This is a genomic window from Microcoleus sp. D3_18_C4 (genome assembly GCF_036702355.1).
Lineage (GTDB): Bacteria > Cyanobacteriota > Cyanobacteriia > Cyanobacteriales > Microcoleaceae > Microcoleus.
Map to the genome: position 1 here is coordinate 1 of NZ_JAUBTF010000005.1, position 23749 is coordinate 23749.

The 23749-nt window shown below is 46.0% G+C and carries 19 protein-coding genes and 1 CRISPR repeat array; of the genes, 12 read left to right on the top strand and 7 right to left on the bottom strand.

Annotation, left to right across the window (positions count from 1 at the left end):
- Positions 1–41 precede the first annotated feature (41 nt).
- On the bottom strand, positions 42–809 hold the full coding sequence (locus QUA90_RS03610; protein WP_333443871.1) for a hypothetical protein: 768 nt from the start codon (positions 807–809) through the stop codon (positions 42–44).
- Positions 810–842: 33 nt separating this feature from the next.
- On the opposite strand from QUA90_RS03610, the gene QUA90_RS03615 reads away from it, so the two are divergent.
- Positions 843–2273, top strand: coding sequence for an SLBB domain-containing protein (locus QUA90_RS03615; RefSeq protein ID WP_333443873.1), 1431 nt, complete (start codon positions 843–845; stop codon positions 2271–2273).
- 24 nt (positions 2274–2297) lie between these two features.
- Positions 2298–4529: a polysaccharide biosynthesis tyrosine autokinase gene (locus tag QUA90_RS03620; protein ID WP_333443875.1), complete on the top strand. Its 2232-nt coding sequence runs from the start codon at positions 2298–2300 to the stop codon at positions 4527–4529.
- A 247-nt stretch (positions 4530–4776) separates the two neighbouring features.
- Here the strand turns inward: QUA90_RS03620 and QUA90_RS03625 are convergent, their stop codons facing one another.
- Together QUA90_RS03625 and QUA90_RS03630 are read right to left on the bottom strand one after the other, a co-directional pair.
- The gene (locus QUA90_RS03625; RefSeq protein WP_333322989.1) at positions 4777–5676 is read right to left on the bottom strand and encodes a S1 RNA-binding domain-containing protein; all 900 of its coding nucleotides are present in this window, start codon (positions 5674–5676) and stop codon (positions 4777–4779) included.
- A 99-nt stretch (positions 5677–5775) separates the two neighbouring features.
- Complete coding sequence (locus tag QUA90_RS03630; RefSeq protein ID WP_333443877.1) at positions 5776–6522, bottom strand: dienelactone hydrolase family protein; 747 nt, start codon at positions 6520–6522, stop codon at positions 5776–5778.
- Positions 6523–7060: 538 nt separating this feature from the next.
- Here QUA90_RS03630 and QUA90_RS03635 point away from each other — a divergent pair.
- Complete coding sequence (locus QUA90_RS03635) at positions 7061–7222, top strand: hypothetical protein (RefSeq protein ID WP_333443879.1); 162 nt, start codon at positions 7061–7063, stop codon at positions 7220–7222.
- 282 nt (positions 7223–7504) lie between these two features.
- Positions 7505–8769: direct repeats of the CRISPR family, unit length 37 nt; unit sequence GCCGGAAAAAACCTAAAACCCTATCAGGGATTGAAAC.
- 81 nt (positions 8770–8850) lie between these two features.
- Here the strand turns inward: QUA90_RS03635 and QUA90_RS03640 are convergent.
- Together QUA90_RS03640 and QUA90_RS03645 are read right to left on the bottom strand one after the other, a co-directional pair.
- Positions 8851–10077, bottom strand: coding sequence for a glycosyltransferase family 4 protein (locus QUA90_RS03640; RefSeq protein WP_333443881.1), 1227 nt, complete (start codon positions 10075–10077; stop codon positions 8851–8853).
- Between the two features lie 228 nt (positions 10078–10305).
- On the bottom strand, positions 10306–12624 hold the full coding sequence (locus QUA90_RS03645) for an IMS domain-containing protein (protein WP_333443883.1): 2319 nt from the start codon (positions 12622–12624) through the stop codon (positions 10306–10308).
- 458 nt (positions 12625–13082) lie between these two features.
- On the opposite strand from QUA90_RS03645, the gene pdhA reads away from it, so the two are divergent.
- From pdhA to QUA90_RS03690, 9 genes are all read left to right on the top strand, one after another.
- Positions 13083–14120, top strand: coding sequence for a pyruvate dehydrogenase (acetyl-transferring) E1 component subunit alpha (pdhA, locus tag QUA90_RS03650; protein ID WP_006634162.1), 1038 nt, complete (start codon positions 13083–13085; stop codon positions 14118–14120).
- A 243-nt stretch (positions 14121–14363) separates the two neighbouring features.
- Positions 14364–14816 carry a clan AA aspartic protease gene (locus QUA90_RS03655; protein WP_333322983.1) on the top strand — a complete coding sequence of 151 codons (453 nt, stop codon included), beginning with the start codon at positions 14364–14366 and terminating at the stop codon, positions 14814–14816.
- Positions 14817–15259: 443 nt separating this feature from the next.
- On the top strand, positions 15260–15457 hold the full coding sequence (gene rpmI, locus QUA90_RS03660) for a 50S ribosomal protein L35 (RefSeq protein WP_006634164.1): 198 nt from the start codon (positions 15260–15262) through the stop codon (positions 15455–15457).
- 19 nt (positions 15458–15476) lie between these two features.
- Positions 15477–15833: a 50S ribosomal protein L20 gene (gene rplT / locus QUA90_RS03665; RefSeq protein ID WP_006634165.1), complete on the top strand. Its 357-nt coding sequence runs from the start codon at positions 15477–15479 to the stop codon at positions 15831–15833.
- Positions 15834–16105: 272 nt separating this feature from the next.
- Positions 16106–16636 carry a tetratricopeptide repeat protein gene (locus QUA90_RS03670; RefSeq protein WP_333053714.1) on the top strand — a complete coding sequence of 177 codons (531 nt, stop codon included), beginning with the start codon at positions 16106–16108 and terminating at the stop codon, positions 16634–16636.
- Positions 16637–16872: 236 nt separating this feature from the next.
- On the top strand, positions 16873–17250 hold the full coding sequence (locus QUA90_RS03675) for a response regulator (protein ID WP_333213290.1): 378 nt from the start codon (positions 16873–16875) through the stop codon (positions 17248–17250).
- A complete protein-coding gene (locus QUA90_RS03680) occupies positions 17247–17852 on the top strand; it encodes a chemotaxis protein CheC (protein ID WP_333067864.1) in 606 nt (201 codons plus the stop codon). The genes QUA90_RS03675 and QUA90_RS03680 overlap by 4 nt, the downstream gene beginning before the upstream one ends.
- Positions 17849–20041: a diguanylate cyclase domain-containing protein gene (locus QUA90_RS03685; RefSeq protein ID WP_333322982.1), complete on the top strand. Its 2193-nt coding sequence runs from the start codon at positions 17849–17851 to the stop codon at positions 20039–20041. Before QUA90_RS03680 ends, QUA90_RS03685 begins: the two co-directional genes overlap by 4 nt.
- A gap of 850 nt (positions 20042–20891) precedes the next feature.
- Positions 20892–21179: a hypothetical protein gene (locus tag QUA90_RS03690; protein ID WP_333443885.1), complete on the top strand. Its 288-nt coding sequence runs from the start codon at positions 20892–20894 to the stop codon at positions 21177–21179.
- A gap of 403 nt (positions 21180–21582) precedes the next feature.
- Here the strand turns inward: QUA90_RS03690 and QUA90_RS03695 are convergent, their stop codons facing one another.
- Together QUA90_RS03695 and QUA90_RS03700 are read right to left on the bottom strand one after the other, a co-directional pair.
- On the bottom strand, positions 21583–23301 hold the full coding sequence (locus QUA90_RS03695; protein WP_333443887.1) for an ATP-binding protein: 1719 nt from the start codon (positions 23299–23301) through the stop codon (positions 21583–21585).
- A gap of 17 nt (positions 23302–23318) precedes the next feature.
- On the bottom strand, positions 23319–23708 hold the full coding sequence (locus tag QUA90_RS03700) for a hypothetical protein (protein ID WP_333385016.1): 390 nt from the start codon (positions 23706–23708) through the stop codon (positions 23319–23321).
- Positions 23709–23749: the final 41 nt, after the last annotated feature.

Sequence of the window (23749 nt, forward strand, 5' to 3'; positions counted from 1 at the left end):
AAACCTTTTAAGTGGACATACAAGGGTAAAGTCTTGGCTGTTTAATAGTCTGTGTATTTACGCCGAGCTGTACTAGCACCACTACAACCTTTTTGCAATCCTATTAAAGCTATTAAAATGATAAATAATGATAAATATCTATACTTAGGCTCCTTAAAAGCATATAAAATCCATAAAGAAGCTGTATTAGCCATTTGAAACGAAAAAGGGTTTTTATGACCTAAAACTCCTGTCCAACAACCGTCCGGAGCTGCATTTGTTTTCACAACTGACCATAAAGCTAATAAACCAGTTAGCCATCTCAATAATCCATAAATTTCTGACCAGCTATACACTTTTCCTACATAAATAGAAACCAGTGTTACTCCCCAAATAGCAAAAATAGCCCTAAAAGTAATTTCAGGAGTTTGTGACCACAATCCCGATAAAGTCAGAATCAACAAAAACAAACCTAAAAAAATGTCTCCTGCTATCCATTTAATGCAGATATAAACTGTTTTTTGGGTAGTTTTAGTTAAGCGGGGAAATATCATTAATATCATAGCCCCATAAATGGCAATTTGACCAATCATCGTTGGGGGTGTAGTTTCTAAGTTGTAGAAAACGTTAGGATGGAGTTTGGTAAAGGGCATGGTCATGATACCCGATCCACCAGTTATGGTAAAAAAAAGTATCCCCACAAAAATCTTTTCTAATGTGGCACCCAATTTGGGATGGCGTGCGGCTAAAATATAAATAGTCACAAAAACTATAAGCGTTAAACACAATAGCATCAACGCAAACATCGGCACCCTTAAAATATCTCTCATGGCTTTACCTCTATCATAAATTTGTTAGTACCTATGAAATGGCTTACTCTCCCTGCTGTACAACTGCCACTGCTGGCGCTGGTACTCACTTTCTCCTACCCTCAAACCAACCTCGCTCAGTCGCCCGCCCCCGCAACAAGTATTAATACTGACTACTATCTAGGTGGTGGAGACAATATTAGAATTGATATCTACGATCTGCCCCAGCTTAGTGGGGAGTATCAAATTCCCGCTGGGGGAGCTATTCAAATCCCCATTATTGGTAGTATTGCGCTTCAAGGATTAACTTTAGAACAGGCAGCCCAAGTTATCAGTAGAGCTTATGGCCAGGTCGTAAAAAGACCTTTAGTTACAATCAGTTTACAAGCTGCCCGCCCGCTTAATATTTGGTTATCGGGTGAAATAAGTCGTCCCGGCTCCTACTTATTGCCCCTAGCTAATGGAGGCGGAAACAGACCATCAGTTCAGTTTCCCACGCTTCCTCAAGCTTTAGAAAAAGCTGGGGGTATTCGAGCTAGCGCTGATATTCGACGAATAATTGTGCGGCGTCGGCTTACGACTAACAAAGAAATAACTATCACTTATAATCTGTGGGATTATTTACAAACTGGTCAGACCAGCCAAGATATCACCTTGCGAGATGGAGATCAAATCTTGGTTCCCCCTCAAGAAACAATTAATTTAGCAGAAACAAATCAACTTAGTGAATCTAATTTTTCTATACCAGCAGAGCAACCCCGTACTGTTTCAGTATTCGGAGAGGTGAAGCGTCCCGGTAGATATGTAGCGATTGGTGGTGATACCCAAAATGGTGAAAGAACTAACGGACAGCCGACCATTATTCGTGCTCTACAACTAGCTGGTGGAATCACATCAATCGCCGATATTCGCCAAATCCAACTCCAACGTTATACTAGAAGTGGCAAACAACAAATTAGAACTATTAACCTCTGGCAATATTTGCAAGAACAAGATACATCTCAAGATACTATACTACAAGAAGGGGATATCATCTTTGTCCCAACAGCGACGGCGATCGATCCGGGAGAAGTTTCTGTTCTAGCTAATGCTAGCTTTGCTCCGGGGACTGTGCAAGTGAGTGTGATCGGAGAAGTCAATACTCCGGGTGGACTCAAATTACCTCCTAATACTACCTTAAATCAAGCAATTATGAGTGCGGGGGGTTTCAGACAAAGTCGCGCTAACTCTAGATATGTGGAACTGATCAGGCTGAACCCTAATGGCACTATATCCCGATCGCAAGTAGCAATTAATTTGAATCAAGGAATCGACGCTCAAAGCAACCCACTGATTCAAGATAATGACATAATTATAGTGGCACGTTCGAGGAATGCTATCTTGGTAGATAACATTAACACTGTTTTATCACCAGTTAATAATATTATTGGTGGAATTCTAGTTCCCACCCGATTCATAGAGCTACTCAGACTATTAGGAAATTAGGAATTAAATAGTAACATTTTTGCTATGGATAAAAAACTGTTGTCTTCCCTAAAGAATGACCTTAATGGTCAATATTTGTCTGTTTCCTCCGCTAATTACCTAGCTAGTACCCCAGCAGAGGATGACCAAGTTCTTGATATGAATTGGGTACTAGCTGTCGTCAAACGCCGCCTTCTAGTGATGGGCATAGTAGCTGCCAGCATAGCTACTTTAAGCGGTAGTTTCGTGCTTAGGGCTGCCAAAAATTCTATTACTGAGTATGAAGGAAAATTTACAGTTTTAGCAGAACCCATTACGGCTGACTATCGGCTATCAAAGCTCTTGGTCCAAGCTCAAAATAACAGTTTAGGCATCACAGACTTGAACAAAATTAAATCATCAGCGGAAGAAGGATCTTCGGTGGATTATCAAAGTTTATCGCGGGTTTTAAAAAGCCCAGAAGTGTTACTACCATTAGTTAATAAGTTGCAAACAAAATATCCAAACTTTGACTATAAAAATTTCAATAACCGCTTGATTATCCAACGCATTACTTTCTTGCGAGATGGGAAGCAGGGTGGTACTAAACTCCTAGATATTAGCTACCGCGATCGAGACCCCAAGCGCATCCAATATGTGCTGGATGAAACTGCCAAATATTACCTAGAATATATGGATCAAGAGCGTTTAAAAGTTAGCAAACAAAGTATTGATTTTATCGCTCGACAAATGCCGCCACTCCAGCAGAAAGTAGATAAATTGCAACAAGAATTACAAATGTTAAGGGTTCAGTATAACTTTAACCAACCAGAACTACGCAGCCGCAGTTTATCAGATCAGCTAGATATTTTAACTAATCGTCGCCTAGAAGTGCAAGGACAACTGGCAGAAAGTAGGCTTCAATATGAAAGCTACAAAAAAAGATCGTTAACGGGCGATAATCGTTGGATTGTTGATATTAGTCCCAAATCTTATGAAAATTTAATTAGCAAAGTAAATGAAATAGACTCACAATTAGCTTTAAGCTCTACTCAATTTTATGAAAATAGCCTTCCCATTCAATCTTTGCGGGAAAAGCAGCAAAGTTTGCGTGATTTAATGAAAAGAGAAGCTGATGCTGTCCTCTTGCAGATGCAGTCACAACTAAAACAGTTGGAAGCTCGCGAGCGGTTGATAACTAATAGCCAAAATTTAGTGCAAGCAAAAATTACTCAAATGCCCACAGCTCAACACCGCTATGATGACATACAATTAAAACTCGAACTAGCTAAAGATACTCTCAAACTCTTCCTCGAAAAACAAAAAACTTTACAACTAGATGCTGGTCAAATTGATGGCTCTTGGCAAATTATATCTAAACCACAGTTAGTCACAAACGAAAATGGTGATCTCAACCCAGTAACAGAAAAACCAACCCGCCGCCACCTAGCAATCGCGATCGTTATTAGCACTTTACTAGGCATTGCTATAGGTTTCCTAGTAGAAGTTTTAAATACTGTTTTCCATACTCCGGAAGAAATTAAATCAGCAACTAAACGCCCTCTTTTGGGAGTCATTCCGATCGCCAAAGCGATGAAAATTAAATCTCGTAGAGGTGAAAGGGTTCCCGCTCAATTTACTAGCGTAAGTTCAAATACTAACAGTGAAAGCTTAAAACGAATAATAGTTTCAAATTACAAAGATTTTCCTGTGGTAGAGGCATTTCACTACTTATACACAAATATTCAATTATTAAATGCGGAACACCCAATTAGTTCTTTAACCATCACTTCGACTCTTAAAGGTGAGGGTAAGTCCACTGTAGCACTTTATTTAGCTAAAACTGCTTCTGCTGTTGGTAAACGAGTATTATTAGTGGATGCTAATATGCGTGTGCCTCAACTGCACACATACCTTGGCTTATCAAATATGAAAGGTTTAAGTAATGTTTTAAGTTCTGATTTAAGCTTAAATGAGGCTATTCAGCGATTACCCGACGATGACAATCTTTTTGTCCTCACTGCTGGTAGTATTCCCCCCGACCCAATTAAATTACTTTCTTCGAGAAAGATGCACTATTTAATGGAACAATTCCTAGCCTTATTTGATTTAGTAATTTATGATACGCCACCTTTAATTGGTTTAGCAGACGGCCATTTACTAGCTTCTCAAACTGATGGTACAGTGCTGATTGTAAAAATAGAAAAAACCGATCGCGGTCTGGTAAGCAAAGCTTTAGATCAACTCAATGTAGCCGATTTTAAAGTATTGGGAGTAGTAGCTAATGGGGTTAAATAACGAACGCTAAAATGAAGTTAGATAGCTCATGGAAGAAGTAAGACAATTTTGGAGTTTTGATTGGCGACAGGTATTAACTTATTAGATAGGGGTTTGGAGTTAGCCTATAGTGGGATTGTTTTGGGAAACTGGTAGAAGAAGTCGATGTAAAATGCAAAATAAGTAATTCAAGCTAATTAAACGTAAAACATCGCACTTTTACAACCCCGACTTCTTAAAGAATTCGGGGTTGTAACTAAATCAAGACTTAAGAAAGAGTCTTTCTAGCACGTTCCGATCGCTCTTCTGCGGTATCCATAACATCCGCCATTTTATCCACCATTTCCCCTGGGTAATTTTCTAGTACCCGAGTAGAAAGCGAAATTCGGCCACGACTTTCATCGAGGTCAACCACGATGGCTTTCAGGGGTTGACCGGGAGCAAACACCTTTCCAAGGTTATCAATATATTTTTGGCTAACTTGCTTGATGTGCAGCAAACCGCTAACTCCTTCCAAGTCCACAAACACGCCAAAAGGCTTGATGCTGCTGACTTTTCCTTCCACCAACTGACCAATTTGCAAGTCCTTGAAGGCATTGGATTGAGTGGCCATCCGCTGGGAAAGTACGAGTTTTTCTCGTTCGCGATCGACCTCCAAAAAATTAACGCTCAAAGATTGACCGATCAGCGATTCTAGGTTATCGCGTTCCACTAAGTGCGATCGGGGAATAAAACCGCGCATTCCCTGAACATCTACTGTCACGCCGCCCTTATTTGCCCCAGAAACCCGCACCTGAAGAACTTTACCGGTTTCCTGCAATTCAACTAAATCTTCCCAAGCTTGCTGAATTTGTAACTGCCGCAGAGACAAAGTAACTTGGCCATCTGCATCTTGTTCGCGGATAATCAAAAAGTCCCGTTCCTCGTCCAGCGGAACCACTTCCGACAAATCCGTTACTGTTCTCAAAGCAGCCTCTTCGATCGGCAAAAAAGCCGAAGACTTGCCGCCGATATCAACATACGCGCCGTTTGAGTCGTACTCGAACACTTTGCCGCGCACTACTTGTCCCTTCTGGAACTCATAATTGTGCTGTTCGAGGGCTTTAGCAAAATCATCCATTGAAAAGGATGCTTTTGCGCTTTGAGAACCTGTAGATTTGGAATTCATGTCAGTTTAGTTGTCAGTTGTCAGTAATTTAGTTGGCAGTCGTCAGTAGAAAAAAATTTCCCACTCTCCCCATCTCCCTATCTCCCCATCTCCCACTCTCTAAGCTGGTTGAAGTTGCTGATGAAATAGCTGCTTCACCTGCACCCACGAGTCGGCTGCTGCCGTAGCGTCGTAACTGCCGCGGTGGTCGCAGAAGAAGCCGTGATCGGCATTGTAGCGGAAAATTTGGTGAGAAATACTGTGTTTTTGCAATTCTGCGGCGATTTGGTCAACTTGTTCTAAGGGAATGCTGGGGTCTTGAGTGCCAAAAAAGGCGTAGAGAGTGCCTTTAATGTCTGCTGTGCGGGCGATCGTAGGGGTGCCGCCTCCGGGGGTTTGGGTGGCGATACCGGCGCCGTAGAACGACGCTGTAGCCTTGATTTCGGGCAAAGTAGCGGCAAGGTAGGCGACGTGTCCTCCAAAGCAGAAACCGATGCAGCCAAAACTTTCTGGTTTAACAGAGGGTAGAGTTTTGAGGTAATCGATGGTGGCTTGGATATCGGCCAGAAGTTCGGCAGCGGTGGTTTTTTCTTTGTATTCTCTGCCGATTTGGATGGCTTCGGGGGTGTACCCGGTTTCAAAGCCGGGGGCTTGACGCTGGTAAATGGCTGGGGCGATCGCCACATATCCTTCTTTTGCTATTCTTTCAGTAACTTCGCGGATGTGGGAGTTGACGCCAAAGATTTCTTGAATTACGATAACTGCGGGAAATTGCCCTGGGGAGGTTGGCTGGGCTAGGTATGCAGCTATTTGCAAATCCCCGTTAGGAACTGTGATGTTTTTGGTGCTAATTTCGGCTTTTGTCATCGGGAGTTTTAAGGTAAATGCCACTCTACTAATTTTAAGTTAATTTGGGGATTTTGTATGCAATTTGCCAATAATATTTTTCGTAACCGCGATGCACAAATACCGCAAATATAGCAGGTAAAAATTCGCTTATTGTTGAAGGTTTAGGTGTCGCTGAATAAGTTGGTGCAAATCACTCATAGCAATTAATTGGGAATTCAATTTCGGTAAAATATAAGTTGTGGTCTGTGATTTTCTAAAGCATAGATTTTGATAAGTCTAGGAATTGGCAGCTTTTATATGGCTTTTTCGTAAGATTTTAGAGATAAGTGTCTAAGTCGTTAGCTGTTGAATATGAGCTAATTTTTTTTGATATATCGGAGTTGTTTTTTAATCGCTTTGCTTTCTGGTTGGCGGAATCGTTTGAGGAGATTGATGGAGGCTAGGACTCAAGTCTAAGTTACGATCGCCACGCCGAAGAAAGTCATGCAACCAGTTGAGGAAATTGATGGAGGCTAGGACTCAAGTCTAAGTTACGATCGCCACGCCGAAGAAAGTCATGCAACCAGTTGAGGAGATTGATGCAGGCTCGGACTTAAGTCTAAGTTACGATCGCCATGTCGAACAAAGTCATCTAACCCAAGGAAGAAGGAAGACAGTATTTGGTTTTTTCCGCTGTATGCTTGCTGTCAGGCTAAGATCGAACGTATTGGTGGCGTAGAGTCCGTTGAGCGCACAGTATTTTTGCTTAGTTTGCGTCAATGGGTAGGTGTTAAAATCTGAGGATCAAATTTTTCGGCTCAAACTCTTGCTGCACATGAGTTTGATGCCCCTAGTGTGAAAAAAAGATAGACGCAAAGTCTGAAAGATTTACAGGACAAGGTTTTGGAGTGAGTATGGAAACTTGGGTATTGACAAGCCGAAGGCTGGAATGGTACTTTTCTTTTAGAGGGACGCAACTGTACGTTGAAAACCAAATACACCAAGGCTTCTGGAACGGGCTGCCGGAAAAAACCTAAAACCCTATCAGGGATTGAAACGAGTCCCAAACCAGACAGAAAACATTTGAGTAGCCGGAAAAAACCTAAAACCCTATCAGGGATTGAAACTGGCCCGCCCCCCCAGCCGCGACAGTCAGAATTTGCCGGAAAAAACCTAAAACCCTATCAGGGATTGAAACTCATGAAGCTTGCCGAAGTCAAAATGGTCAAAAAAGACCGGAAAAAACCTAAAACCCTATCAGGGATTGAAACAGATTTAAGCGATTGTTCGGAATCTCGGTTGTAGCCGGAAAAAACCTAAAACCCTATCAGGGATTGAAACACTGAGCCCTTGGGATTTTTCATGAATCAACTTCACCAGCCGGAAAAAACCTAAAACCCTATCAGGGATTGAAACAGGCGAAAAATGGTGGCTTGAGGATGACGAAGAAGGCCGGAAAAAACCTAAAACCCTATCAGGGATTGAAACTTGGCGGGTGCGGTGCTGTGTGAGTGCGCGGGTGCCGGAAAAAACCTAAAACCCTATCAGGGATTGAAACGAATTGTCCGCAAGGGCGATCGGATGAACCACACCCCGCCGGAAAAAACCTAAAACCCTATCAGGGATTGAAACAGCTATTTTGCCCTTGTATTCTGGCTCATCTTGGAGCCGGAAAAAACCTAAAACCCTATCAGGGATTGAAACAAGAGGGCATCATGGAAAACTACAAAATTGTCAAGCCGGAAAAAACCTAAAACCCTATCAGGGATTGAAACTGGGTAAATATGATCGAATGCAGCTTTGCCGATTATTGCCGGAAAAAACCTAAAACCCTATCAGGGATTGAAACGGAGTCGGTACGGCCATCAGCAATTTATGCAGCTTTGGCCGGAAAAAACCTAAAACCCTATCAGGGATTGAAACTAATTCAAGCCCGATCGCTGGTTGTTATTGAGAGCCGGAAAAAACCTAAAACCCTATCAGGGATTGAAACTGGCTGTGGTCGATCATGTCGCGACTCTAGAGGGGAAAATGCCGGAAAAAACCTAAAACCCTATCAGGGATTGAAACAGGAACACCCCCAAACCACCGAGAGATAGCAGCCTCGGCCGGAAAAAACCTAAAACCCTATCAGGGATTGAAACCGTTTTGAGCGGTTTAATTTTAGCAAAGGCTATGCCGGAAAAAACCTAAAACCCTATCAGGGATTGAAACTTGAAACTCTTCAATTAAAATTAGGAAAAAGTTTAGCCGGAAAAAACCTAAAACCCTATCAGGGATTGAAACGCACTATCTTTTAGATACCTGTGGCAAGCATTTTACGCCGGAAAAAACCTATTTCCCCATCTAGGGCTTGAAACGCCCAAACTACAAAATTATTGGCTCAAAAATAGACCTCTCCTCTCTCTTTCTATCTCCTCCCATAACATCAAGCAATCGATCGACTACACGCCTCCAAGTAAAATTTTCAGCCACAAAAGCCGGGCCCGCAACCCTAGCTTTCGCAGCGATTCCAGGCTGTTCGATCGCCCTTTGCATCAAATCAGTCAAATGTTCCCACTCAGGAGCTAAGATAAATAACGTTTCCCCGTCACTTACCACACTCATAAATTTACTTTCAATCCGCAGTGCAAAGTCCGATCTCGTAAAATCATCTGTAGGGCCGCCCTCCGTGCAAATCACCGGCAAACCGCAAGCTGCAGCTTCCAACACCGGCAGATTAAAACCTTCTGCCAAATAGGGAGAAACATAAACATCTGCAGCTTGGTAAAACTCAGCTATTTGAGCAAAAGATAGCTGGCTACCAGTATAAATTAATCTTGGTAAAACCCTCGCTCTTTCCGCATCGTTGAGCACAACTCGGCACGCTTCGGCAATCTCGTCTCTCGACGGATAAAGCAGTTCAGAACCTTTTAAAACTAATCTCGCATCTGGATATTTGTCAACTACCGCAGCGAAGGCTTTTAATAAAGGGCGAATACCTTTGCGATCAGTTTGTCCTCCGATATTTAAAAATATAAAATAGTTTGACCAGCCGAAGCTTTCGCGCAGTGATTGACGCCGATCGCCCGCAGCAGGATAATAAATATTAGGATCGACCCCCAAAGGTACAACGGCAATGCGATCAGCCTCAACTCCGCTGCGAATTAAGCCGGCCTTTGACCAAGCTGAAGGTGTAATAATTTTGGTTTCTGAGTTAACGGGGGTTTGGGCGATCGACTTAACACCCATCGCCTGTAATACTGAACTGGTAACAATCCCCCATTCTGTGGCTGCAAATACCCAAGTTTGAGCGCTGCTGGATGCGGAGAAGTCCCACGGGCAGTACATTCGCAGGGTAACATCCGCTGGCTGATTTACCGCAGGACTCTTAATGCTGCGAAGTAATGTTTCATTTGGGCGATCGAACAAACTAATTTTCGTCTCCCAAGCTGCATCAATGTAGGGCATATCGCGGTGGAAAAGCTCAATTTGGCTTCGCGGGCGATTCCCTACGAGATAGCTGCGCCGCGCGTGCATTTCCAGCAGTTGAAATTGATTGGCTACGCAATAGGAATGATAAATAAAACGCCAGCCTTCAACAATAATCTGCAATTCAAAACTCCCGCTTTTGGAATTAAAAATTCACCTAATAATCAGAAACTGGTAATTAGTAATTAGCCAGCAAAAATTACCAATTACCAATTACCAGAAAGAATAGGTTTACAGCCAGAACCCCGATCAGGAGAAATTAAAAGAAGACTGTTCATTACTCCAATCCTCTTCCTCCCAGGTAGATGTCGGTATCCCAGGTCAACTGTCAACTGTCAACTGAACAATTCCTTACTTAATCACTTGCCAATCCATAATCCGCCACTGTCCCTCTTGACGGATCAAGTCGTAGCGCACGCGCAGGTTTTCGTTGCGGGAAGAAACGAGCTGATCGCGATCGAACACTTCGGCTTTTTCCGCGACTTGGGCTTCTACTTGAGCGCGATCGGGATTAGTCGGATTCGTCTTAACTCCATTAACTTGCAGCTTGTGTACATAACGCTGGTGCGCGTTGTTTCGCTGTTGAGCTTCTGCCATCAATTGCCAGCGAGACAAAGCCGGTTCTGTCAGAACTTGCTTTAATTCTTCGACAGCGTGATTCGGGCCCAAAGCCGCTGCTTTCGCCGACAGCCAGCTTTGAACTATTTGTCCGGCTGATTCCTCCGTGATTTCTCCCGACACTGCGCCTGTGGCGCTCGGCTCTGGCGCCGCGGCCAAGGCAGGGATTTCTAAGGGCGGTTCTTCCAGGCGGACAAGGGCTTGCTCTCCTCGGAGGGGGCCGGATAGGGCTTGCATGGCGTTAGCCAACAGACTGAGTATTAACCACAGGAATAACAGGCTCAGGACACCTGCGACTATAAACAAAGCCAGCCTGTTTGGAGGCATGGACTTGACTTGGGTGGTAATTTCTGCTGCCTTGGTGCGCGCCCGATCAACAAAATCGCCCTTTAGCCCATTGCCACTTGCTCCGCTGCGCCCTGAATGTTGGCGTCTGCGATGTTTGGAAGTCGATTCAGCAGGGTGTGGCACTGTAGCTATCGGGAGAGAGACGGGGGCAACAGCGCTCGACGCGGCCACAGTTGCCGGGGATTTCGTTCCCGAAGCTACGGTGGAAGCCTCGCCCGGTACGGGGGTCAAAGTGACCGTACTGGCTCCCTGCTTGGCTGTGGGTGGCTGTGCAGGTATGGCAGCGGGCGATCGGCCTGCTGTCGGTTGCAGTCGCCCTGGGGGCTTGCCGGAACGGGGCTGCACGACGACCCATTCGTTGGCGGTTTCTGCGTCCTGTGGCAAAGCTTCTAGGTAAGCTTGTACTTTCGGGTCAGCAAAGTAGTCTTTCAAGGACACTGACTCGTTGGCCAAGTCGCGGAAGTGGGGAAACACTTCTTCTTGTAGCCAATGTTCTGCGTACAAGCACAGTCCGGGCAACAAGTCGGGTGAATCTTGGGAATGTTCGCGAATGAAGGCCAGGGGTTCTTTTTCCGAACTGAGTTCGAGGGCTCTGCTGGCTTCTTCTGTCTGGCCCAGCAGCAGGGAACAGACGGCTTTTTCTAGGTGAACGTCTTGGCGGCGACCGAGCTGCATCAGCATCAGCTTGGCGCGACGGATCATCGATGGCTGTCTGGCGGCAAATCCTTGGGCTAACAGGGTGTAGACCGATAGGTAAGTGGCGACTGCGGAGGGGCGGCCGGCTTCGGCTTCAAATAGCGCCTGCTGCTCGCTGCTGGTTAGGTGTTTACGCATTTGCTGCACGAACCGGAGGAAGTCTTCTATTCCTAAACCCGATCGATCATCTCCCGAACCGTCGATACCGCCTCGTTCTTGAAGCATTTCTCGCAGGATTTGTAGTCCCCGGCGACGCTCGGCGACTTTTTCTTCGGGAAGTGATAATAGCTCTAAAATGTTGTACGGACGGAGTTTGTATATGTCGGCTTGCATTTCACCCCTCACGCTTGCAAATAGGCTTTCGCGCAGCAGCAATTCTTGACCTGCTTCTAATGATTTTGCGGCATTTTCGTACTGACCTTGCTGCCACTGTTCCCGGCCGAGTTCTAGACAGGCAAGGCTGACAGTTAAAACTATATCTGGCCTCACGAGCTGGGGGTCGCCGAAACGACCTTCTGCGATCGCGATGCTGCCATTGTTAAGATACGGGCGACCCAGCTTCTGTACGAGTTCGTATTCTCCCAGTTCTTGCAGTATGAGCAGGGCTCCTACGAATTGGTTGTCATCGATTTCAATACTTGGAGTGTGGGGGTCGGGAGCAGCCTCTAAAGCCTTGGACTCTGCCGGAGCGGTTTCTCCTGCGTCTTGCAGGACTGTGGCCGTGCCTGCTGAGGTTTTTGACCTCTGGTGCTTGGCTTCCTGTGCGGCTTCCGACTCTCGATCGTAAGTTTTGGCTAAAAAACTGGCATCGTAAGCTTTGCGCCCCTCTGAGTCTGACAGAACGGCGCAGGCTTCATCAAGCAGTTGTTTGCGGGCGACGATCGCAACTTCGGAATACTCCCTGCGCGGAAGCTGTAAAGTTCGATCGCGGTGAGCCTGCTGCAACTGTTCGGCAGTAGCTTGAATCGGTAGACCCAAAATCCGGTAGTAATCTAGTGGAATTAACATAAGTTAAAGAACTGTCCACTTCCCCAAAGCGCTAGCAACTGAATTAGCCTATCTTAAGTGACATACTCCCGCAAACCAAATCAAAAATTCTGGTGTTGGCTTCCAACCGCCCCATTCGCGGTATGTTGGACTTGCCGTAGATATACTCTGATTTTTTTCGCTCTAGGGCGTTTTACAGTGAGGAAAATGCCTTGCCCCACTGCCCGTCAGCTAAAGGAGTGGTTTGACTTTTGAGCATTTTCGGGTTTGAGAGTAATGGAATTATATCATTCGTTTGCATGGGGTTTAGATGGGAGTTGGTTCTCCGAGTCCCCGCAATCCGCCCCGCCTGCTAAACACATTTTAACAATTGGTGAACTGTTGCACAGAAAACGTTTGATCGTTTTCTGCTGCGGTTGTGTCCCATCTGGGTTTAAATTTAGAAGTCTAGGAAGCCGATCGTCGGGTATTAATTATTTATGGTTCAGGAACGGACTTTACCAGTTTTTGACGCGCAAAGCGTAAACATTTCTCGGGATGAGGGCTTGATGCTCTACGAGGATATGGTCTTGGGGCGCTACTTTGAGGACAAGTGTGCTGAGATGTACTACCGGGGCAAAATGTTTGGTTTTGTCCACTTGTACAACGGTCAGGAAGCTGTCTCTACTGGCGTGATTCGATCGATGCGCCGGGATGACACTGATTACGTCAGCAGCACCTACCGCGATCACGTTCACGCTTTGAGCGCGGGCGTGCCGGCGCGGGAGGTAATGGCGGAGTTGTTCGGGAAGGAAACTGGTTGCTCGAAGGGCCGCGGCGGTTCGATGCACATGTTTTCGGCCGAACACCGACTGTTGGGAGGTTATGCTTTTGTGGCTGAGGGGATTCCTGTAGCTACGGGGGCGGCTTTTCAATCGAAGTACCGCCGCGAAGCTTTGGGGGATGAAAGTTCCGATGGCGTGACTGCTTGTTTTTTTGGCGATGGTGCTGCAAATAACGGGCAGTTTTTTGAATGTTTGAATATGGCGGCTTTGTGGAAGTTGCCGATTATTTATGTTGTGGAAAACAACAAATGGGCGATCGGGATGGCCCACGAGCGAGCTACTTCTGATCCGCTGATTTACAAGAAGGCTCATGCTTTTGGCATGGCTGGTTTTGAGGTTGACGGGATGGATGTTTTGGCGGTGCGGGAAGTGGCGAAAGAAGCTGTAGCGCGGGCGCGAGCCGGCGAGGGGCCGACTTTGATTGAGGCTTTGACTTATCGCTTTCGCGGCCATTCTTTGGCCGATCCTGATGAGTTGCGTTCTAAGGAAGAGAAGGAATATTGGTTCCCTCGCGATCCGATTAAGAAGTTGGCTGCTGATTTGATCGATCGAACTTTGGCAACTGCTGAAGAATTGAAAGAGATCGATAATAAAATTCAAGCAGTAATTGATGATGCAGTCGATTTTGCTGAGAAAAGCGCTGAGCCAGATCCTAGCGAATTGTATCGGTTTATCTATGCAGAAGATGAGTAAGCTTTTGTGCATTTAACTTGTATGTTTAGGGCTGCCAGGATGCCCAACCCCTACTCCCCACAAGAGTGATAGATCCCCGTAGGGACAGGGCGAAAGCCTTTGTCCCTACTGCACTTCTTCAACCTGCAATACGCTGTAAGACTTACGTACAAACTCTACTTGTAGGGTGTGCACTGCGAATCTTACTACCATAAATTAGGGCTAGAATCAAAGGTAGACTTTATAGACGAAAAGAGAGGCGATATGATAAATCTCGATCGCGATCTAACTCAATCCAGCAAAAATATGGGTGCAGTTCGAGTCAAAGTCAAGCTAACGAATGCCATTGATGAAGAGTTAGTCAAGAGAGGATTGCTCAATCCAAATCTGTTGCGTGTGTACGAAGCTGAAGCACTCATAGATACTGGCGCAGTACGCACAGCTATTCCTGTAGAAGTCTGCGAACACCTGGGTTTAAGAATTAGGAGTCAGGAAATAGCAAAATATGCTGATGGCAGACAAGAAACAGTAGGATTGACTGGGCCTATTATCATTGAAATAGAAGGGCGCGAGACAATTGAGGCGGCAATGGTTTTAGGCGATATGGTGCTAATCGGCCAAACTGTGTTAGAAACTTTAGATTTGCTGGTAGATTGCAAAAATCAGCGTCTAGTTCCCAATCCCGAAAATCCCGAAAGGCCTGTATTGAGAGTTTAATACTAAATTCAGTTTAAATACCTCCTTTATTTGTAAGGTTCGAGTGCTAATATCGGCATGATTCCAGCATTTTTAATTTGCACAAATTTAAGGGTTTACAAACGCTTTTAGTCGTAGAGCCATTCTTCAAACTCATCTCGATCCATAAACTTATGGTTTAATTATTGCGAAATAAATCGACCGAAAAAGGTAAGGCTCGGCTCGCTGGAACCTGTGAAATTAATTTTTTTTGAGATTGAATTTCATGAACGCTTAATGATACCGCAAGTGCGGTATAACATTCTATACTAAGTGTTGACTGCCGGAAACAACCACAAGATTAGCCGATCGCCCATCCTGTATATTGCCCCAAATACAGCGCCGCCCCCAACCCGCAAATCTCCCTTGCAGAAAGTACCACAAATGTGATACGGTTGAAGCTTGTGTCCAAATAACACCAGTCCATGCCAAAACTCAAAACTCGCAAAGCAGCCGCAAAGCGCTTTAGAGCGACCGGCAGCGGTAAGATCGTGCGCCGCAAAGCTTACAAAAGCCACTTGCTACAGCACAAAAGTTCAGCTCGCAAAAGCCGTCTCTCTAAGCTGGTCGTCATCGACGAGACCAACGATGCTAACGTGCGGTTAATGCTTCCATACTTGTAAAGTTTAACGGAAATTAAAGATGACACGGGTAAAACGCGGTAATGTCGCCAGAGCGCGCCGCAAAAAAATTCTCAAATTAGCCAAGGGTTTCCGAGGCGCACAGTCGAAACAGTTCCGCACAGCTAACCAACGGGTGATGCAGGCCCTGCGTAACGGTTATCGCGATCGCAAAAAACGCAAACGCGATTTCCGCCGCCTGTGGATTGCTCGGATCAATGCTGCATCGCGCCAGCACGGCACGAGCTACAGCAGACTGATCGGCAACATGAAAAAAGCCAACATCGAAATTAACCGCAAAATGCTGGCACAAATGGCGATCATTGACCCCGCAACATTCGGTAAAGTCGTGGAAATGGCTAATCGAGCCGGAGCCTGAAAGTTAGGTTGATTTTCAGAATGCACAAAGCAGAAGTAAGAAAGATTTAACTGTCTGCCAGAGAAGGAAAACTCCTGATGAATTTAGGAGGTTGAGACAAACTTTCCTTCTTTGTTCTTACTTCTGGGCTGTTGCTTTTTCAGAAATCGCGATCGGGCCGGTCGATCGCTATTTCCTTGTTTTTTATACAGTTGCAGAGGCAGATATCAGAGATTTCTACCGCCTTAAAATAAATAAAACCTTCCGCAGACCTACCTAAATTTAAGAAAAACATGGATAGTAATTTGCTCATTATTTACTTGTCAGTCCTGCTCGCTATACTCGGCAGCACTTCCTGGTTTGTGGTGCGCCAGATTCTCAAAACTCGGAAGCTGGAAATGTCTCTGGAACGCTTAGAAAATAAGCTGACAGTAGAAAAAGGAACAGCACAGGAATACTACGAATTAGGAAGTATCTATCTAGATAAAAAGCTTTACTCCCAGGCGATCGTACTGTTTCAAAAAGCCCTGAAAGCCAAAGACTTAGAAGGCGAAGAAAATCAAGCTGTTATTTACAACGCCCTCGGTTTTGCACACTTCGGCCAAGAACAGTACGACATCGCCATCCGCCACTACAAAGAAGCCCTGAAGTTGCAGCCAGAATACGTTACATCTCTCAATAATCTGGGTCACGCCTACGAGCGCAAGAAATTAACAGCCCAAGCCTTGGAAATCTATGAACAAGCTCTCGCCTGCGAGCCAGACAATACCACGGCCAAACAGCGAGTAGAGTCCCTTCGGAAGCGTTTGGTAATCTATAATTGAGCGCCCATGTTAGGAGCAATAGAGATCCCGCAAACCTGGTTTCATTCAGAAACCGGGTTTTTTCTTCACATAGTCCAAGATACTAAACTATCCAATACATTAATGCGTTAGTTTTTAAGAACAGGAATTCCAAGTGAAGCTCGATCACACACCGTCCCAGCACTTTAAATTAATGTCAAGATAAAAGCAGTACCTGCAATACCGGTCAGTCCTAACAATAGAAGGAGGAGAACGTAGTGACATCAATTCTCGTTGTCGAAGATTCGTGGTTGACTCGCAGGGTAATCTGCAAAATTCTCCGAGCAGAGGGATACGAGACTTGGGAAGCATCCAGCGGCCCAGAAGCTCTAGAACAGCTCGGCACTAAAACTCCAAACTGTATGCTCTTAGATCTGCTGATGCCAGAAATGGAAGGTCGGGAAGTCCTGCAAGCTATGCGCGATCGAGGATATAAAATTCCAGTGATCGTAATTACCGCAGACATTCAAGCCAGCACCCGCTCCGAGTGCATGGATCTCGGAGCCCTGGCAGTCATTCACAAAATGCCCAACTCAGACGAACTAATCGGGTGGATCAAAAAAGCTCTCAGTGTCAGCGAGGAGAGCGCCCAATGAAATTAAGCACTCGACAGCTCGATGCTTTGCAGGAACTCGTCAACATCGGGATCGGTCAAGCCGCAGGGGTTTTGAATGACATGATCGACTCCCCGATTCGCTTGCAAATCCCGTACCTTCAAATTCTGACTCCCACCGACGTGGAAGAAGAGTTAGAGCAGCACCTCAACGGCGAGCAAATCGCTGCTGTCCAGCTCAAATTCACAGGCTCCTTTGGAGGCATTGCCCAGCTAGTCTTTCCCACCAACAGCGCTGCTTTGCTGGTGACGATGCTCACAGGGGAAGAAGGAACTCACGATCTCGATTCAGTCAAAATTGGTACGCTGAGTGAAGTGGGAAATATTGTAATTAATGGGGTTATGGGTGCAATCAGCAACGTGCTTCAGCAGCGCCTAAACTACTCAATTCCCACTTATAGTGAAGGGACGATTGCTAGTTTGCTGATCTCTGGCGGTTTAGCTACTGATACAGTTGTTTTATTAGCCCAGACCAGTTTCATGATTGAAAGGCTTCACATTGAAGGAGATATTATTCTTATTTTCAATGTTAATTCCTTTGACACCTTGTTGACTGCTATCAATCAACTTGCCGGGGGTCTATGATTGAGGAGAGCAAAAGTATTAAGGAAAAGTTTGGGGTTCTCGACAGCGTACCAGTCGGCGCCTGCTTGCTGCAAGATGATTTTGTGGTGCTGTTTTGGAACACTTGTCTGGAAGAGTGGACTAAAATTCCCCGCAGCCAAATATTGGGAACAAAGATCACAACCCATTTTCCTCACCTGAGTCAGTTAAAGTACGCCACTCGCTTCAAGCAAATCTTTGCAGGAGGCCCGCCAACAATTTTTTCTTCTCAAATTCACAAACACCTGATTCCGGCAACTTGGCAAGACGGCCAGCAGCGAATTCAGCAAACTACTGTGACTGCTGTGCCGGCACTGGAGGCTGGCATTGAAGAACAGGAGATTAGAGATTGGATTCTCCATACTCTTGAGCTGGAATCAGACGGTAATGTCGGCTCCCGATCATCAAGAAGTGCTTTTGTGTCTAGGGAATCTCCACCCTCAGTTTCGTCATCAATATGGCCGGGGGTGAATTCCCCATCGTTCTACGCGCTGCTGGTGATTCAAGACGTGACCGACCTCACCCACCGCATTCAAGCTTACCGCACAATGCGGGATCAAGCTTTGGAAGAAGTGCAAGTGCGTCAGCGGGTGGAGGAAGAATTGCGATCGAGCCAGCATTTCATCCAGCAGATTGCTGACGCGGCGCCTTATTTACTGTACATCTACGATTTGACCGAACAGCGAAACGTTTACGTCAACGGTCAAGCTTCTAAATTGCTGGGCTACACTCCCTACGAAATTTTACAGATGCAAACTGCTTTGTACTCGAGTTTGGTGTACCCAGAAGATTTGCCGAGGCTCAAAGCCCATCAGCAAAAATTTCCCTCGACTCAAGACGGGCATATTTTGGAGTTGGAATATCGCCTCAAACATCGATCGGGCGAATGGCGCTGGTTTCGCTGCCGTGACCAAGTTTTCGCCCGTACAGCCGACGGCTGCCCCAAACAAATTTTCGGCACCGCTCAAGATATCACCGAGTACAAGCGGGCAGAAGAGGCGCTACGGCAGCAGAATGAACGAGAACTGCTGATGGCGACAATTACTCAGCACATCCGCCAGTCTCTGGATTTGGGCGAAGTGCTCAGCACGACAGTGACAGAAGTGCGTCAGTTCCTTCAGGCTGATCGAGTGATGATCGTGCGCTTCAACCCCTGTACCGGCAGTCTCTGCGCGGGCCCGGCGACGGGGGCGGTGACAGTGGAATCTGTAGCTCCCAACTGCCAGCCCATGTTGGGAGAAACCCTGGAAAATTTCTGTTTTGACCAATTCTATCTCGAAGCGTACCAACATCGAGCGATCCGACCGATCGCCGATATCTTGGCCGCGGATTTGCCGCAATATCAAATTGACTTGCTCGCACAATTTGCGGTGAGAGCTTATTTGGTTGTGCCTTTAGTGCAAGGAGACGAGTTGTGGGGGCTGCTGATGGCCCACCAGTGCAGTCCCCGGCAGTGGATGCAGTTGGAAGTAGAGTTGCTGTCTTCTCTGGCCACCCAGTTGGCGATCGCGATCAAGCAAGCAGAACTATACCAGCAGTTGCAAGCGGCCAACCTCAAGTTAGAGCGCTTGGCAACTTTAGACGAACTCACACAACTAGCAAACCGCCGCCGTTTCGATCAGTATTTAGAAATGGAGTGGCGCAGACAAGCCAGGGAACAAACGCCTCTGTCCCTGATTCTCTGCGATATTGATTCTTTTAAAAGCTACAACGATACCTACGGGCACCCAGGGGGAGACGAATGTTTGCGACAAGTCGCCGCGGCGATCGGCAATGCAGTCAATCGCCCCGCCGATTTAGTAGCTCGCTACGGAGGCGAAGAATTTGCCGTTATTTTGCCCAATACCGCGATTCAAGGCGCGGTGCTGGTAGCCGAACACATAGAGCTCAAAATCGCAGCTTTACAGCTTCCTCACGCTGGTTCTCAGGTGAGCTCGTACGTCACTCTCAGCCTGGGCGTCGCGAGTATTGTCCCTGCATCTGAATCGGGAGCCGAAATTCTGGTTGCTGCAGCCGACCAAGCGCTTTATCAAGCTAAACGACTTGGGCGCGCTCGTATCCAACTTTACCAGCCTGAGCCTGCTGCCAAGGCGAATGGGACAGGCACTTCGATACTTCCTGTAGATTTTTCCCTACCCAATACTAATTTACCCTCTCCCACTAGCGCTTGACGAATTGCCATATTTGTGGGTTCCGAGTAGTTATACCACTACGTAAAAAATGCCCCTGTCAGCGCGTGATCCAAACCCTGATATCCATCTTCTGTCACTCTGCGAATTAAAGAAGTAAGAAATAAGCTAGCTCAAACATAAAAATAAAAGGGTTGGAATTGATTTATTCTATCAATTAAATCCTTGAACCCAAGTAATAAATTAAGATTACCGAATATTAGACCTCTTGCAAAATAATTTTATGCTATAATCAAAGGTTTGGCTTAAGTAGAACAGATTGCAGGTTATATCAGCACTTGACAATTATGAGTTGGCTCTCAGGTCTAAAACTCAAAACCTTTAATTCTAACATAGATTTTTTTTGCAAGAGGTCTATTTATAACCAAGGATAAACCAACCAAAATATAAGGATAGTTTAGATAAGCTGTTGTGCATTTAAACTGTGATACAAAATTACCATGATTTGTGTTTTTTAGTCCCATTGAATAATCAACTCTCCGTAAGGATTCAGGTATCTGAAACGTAGCCACAGAAAGACTTATAGAATTCCAGCATTCGCTAAATCAACAGCTTAATTCTCAATAGGTACGAAAATAAAAGCTTTCATGGTTTCTTAATAAAAATGGATATTTGATGATTATTCCACCAAATGTTTACAGCGTATAGGTTTTACTGCTTTTCGCATGACCTGAATCCTTACAACTCTCCTTCATTTAAGACGGGATATAAGAGATCTCTTGCAAAATATTTTTGTGCCATTATGGAAATTTTAGCCATTTTTATAATCTAGCAGGCTACGCAAGTTTAAGCAGATGCCAATCTACCCAATAACTCAAACTTTGACCTAAACTTGAGCAAACTTTTAAGGATCACACATATTTTTTTGCCACAGGCTTATTGCCAGAAGTTAGGTCCAGTAGTAGCCTGCCATCCAGTGATTTTAGAGCAGTTTCTCAAAGATTTTTGGGATTATTACCGGGAATTATTAGCTTACAAAGATTGCCCGAGTGCAGAAGCTGCACGGGAATTAAAGTCTAAATTTTGGCAACTTTTTGACACTTTAAGCGATGATGAGTTATTGGATCAACGAAAACAATTAACTGCTGCCAAAGCATTTCTTGTTGCGAGCGGGTTTTAGAGCATCCCGAATTACCTTTGCATAATAATCCGGCGGAGTTAGCTGCCCGGACTATGGTGCAGCACCGTAATATTAGCTATGGGAATCAGACTATGGAGGGGACTCAGGCTTGGGATACTTTTATGTCTATTGTTGCTATTACTTGTCAGTTGGCAATCAGTTTTTTGAGTATGTGCGTGACCGCATTTCTCAACTGGGAAATATTCCATCTTTGGGGACTATTATTCTCGAAAAATCTTCTCTTCTTCCCTTGGGCTTATCCTGGTAGCTAGAATAACTGCTCCCCCGACTTATTGAGCAGATACCTCACAAGCTTGATTTGCCTTCACCCCTAGCCTTCACCCCAAGCTGACAAGAAGCCCATTATTCTCAAACGCAACATTTGTTCAAGAATACCTGGGTTTTAGCACCTGCTTATACGTCCGGTGAGGCTGGCCACCACCGCCACTAACTCGGCAGCATCTACGGGTTTGGTCAAGTGCATCTGAAAACCTGCTAATAGTGCCTGCTGACGATCGTCATTCCGGGCATAAGCCGTCAGCGCGATCGCGGGTAGCCTACCGCCCCGCTGCACTTCAAATTGACGCAACTTGCGGATCAGGGAGTAGCCATCCTCATCCGGCATCCCAATATCGCTCACTAAAACATCGGGGCTGCGATCAGTTGCGGTTTCGATAATGGTCAAGGCCTCCTTGACCGAAGCCACAGCCATGACATCAGCACCATACTTTTCGAGAATTGTGCTCAGCAACTCTAGCGCGTCAGCCTCGTCCTCTACAACTAAGATTTGTAAGCCTTCAAGGGTCGGCGCGGCCTGAAACCTCCCATGCGCCTCGACGATCGAGTTTAATGGCTCTGGATCGCTCGGTGGTAGATGGATAATCATCACGGGCAGTTTGACTGTAAAGGTCGTCCCCTGTCCTATCCCTGGACTCACTACTGTTACAGTCCCGCCATGTAATTCAACTAATTGACGCACAATGGCTAACCCTAAACCCAACCCCCCATAACTGCGAGTGGTCGTGCTGTCGTGCTGGCTGAAGCGATCGAAGACAAACGGTAGAAAGTCCGAGCTGATGCCTGCCCCAGTATCGCTGACAGTAATTTCAACATGGGAATTAACCCGCTGCAAACGAATCTGGACTCGCCCGTCTTTAGGCGTAAATTTGAGGGCATTAGAAAGTAGATTCCACACAACTTGCTGCAACCTATCGGCATCACCCAAGAGCGGGCCAGCTTCTGAATCGAGCACGCTTTGCAGGCGAATAGACTTTGCCTCAGCCGCCAACTGTACAGACTCAATCGCCGATTCAATCACCGGCACGAGGTTGACAGGACGGACTCGGAGGCGCAGTTTACCTGTGATGATGCGAGAAACATCGAGGATGTCTTCGATGAGCTGGGCTTGAGACTTCGCGTTTCGCTCGATCGTCTCCAAAGCCCGCGCCACCTTATCCTCACTCAGGTTTTTCTGCCTTAACATCGTTGACCACCCTAAGATCGCATTGAGAGGAGTTCTGAGTTCATGAGAAAGAATCGAGAGAAACTCATCCTTGGCACGGTTGGCTGCCTCTGCGTCTGCCCGAATTATTTGTTCACGCATCAATAATTCGTCTTTGGTGCGATTAGAAGCTTCCAGTTGGGCAGTGCGTTCCTGCACCCGTTGTTCTAGCTCCACATTAATCGCCTGGATACGGCGGCGACTCTCTTCTAGTTCCTGGTTTGTAAAGGCAAGTTGAGCTGGACTGGGCGTATCGAGTGCCACTGGAATTAAGGGAATCAGTAAAAAGGTGAACGTATAGAAAGACCAAACACCAGTGACAGCTTTGATCAGTCCTGAAACCCAATAAATGGGGTGCCAAAGTGTCACTATTCCCATCAGGTGCGTCGTGCCACATAATGCAAAGATAAAAAAGAAACCCACCAGCAGCATCACGGTGTGAGCAGGCAGATCCTTACGCTCATTCGTAAAGTAAACAATGGCAAACGCCACCGAGTAATAAGCGAGGGTAGTCAAGGCATCGGACGTTAAGTGCAGCCAGACTAACCCCGGTTTCCAGAGGTAACAATGCCCGTGAGGAATGAAATTATTAGAAAAGAAGGTGCTCAAGAGGTCAGGCATATTAGTTTACGGCACTGTCAAGTTAATTTAGGGGGTGTCATCAATTCAACCAGATGACCGCAGCAGCCAGAAGAATCGCACGCCGGAAAGTTCACCGCCCTAGGGTGATAGCGCGTCGCGATTGCCTGATACTGCTTGAGCTTGGGGAAAAAGTTCTCAATCAAATGACGGGCTTTGTACAATTGAGCATCGTAAGTTTCCAGGGTCTTGCAATTGCGGCGAGGTGAAATGACGGTGATCTTCCCCTCGGCATTGAGGCGGTCAATCACACGCTGATCTGGATCATAGCCCTTGTTAGCCAGCAGTGTATCCGCCACCAGTAATGGCTGCAGTTGGTCGCCTCCTACTCGCGTCACCAGTTTGTCGGGGGTGAGGTGAAACCCCAACGGATTGCTCAACGCATCCACGCGATCGCATGAATCTTGTTACTCAATGGCCCTTTGCTGCC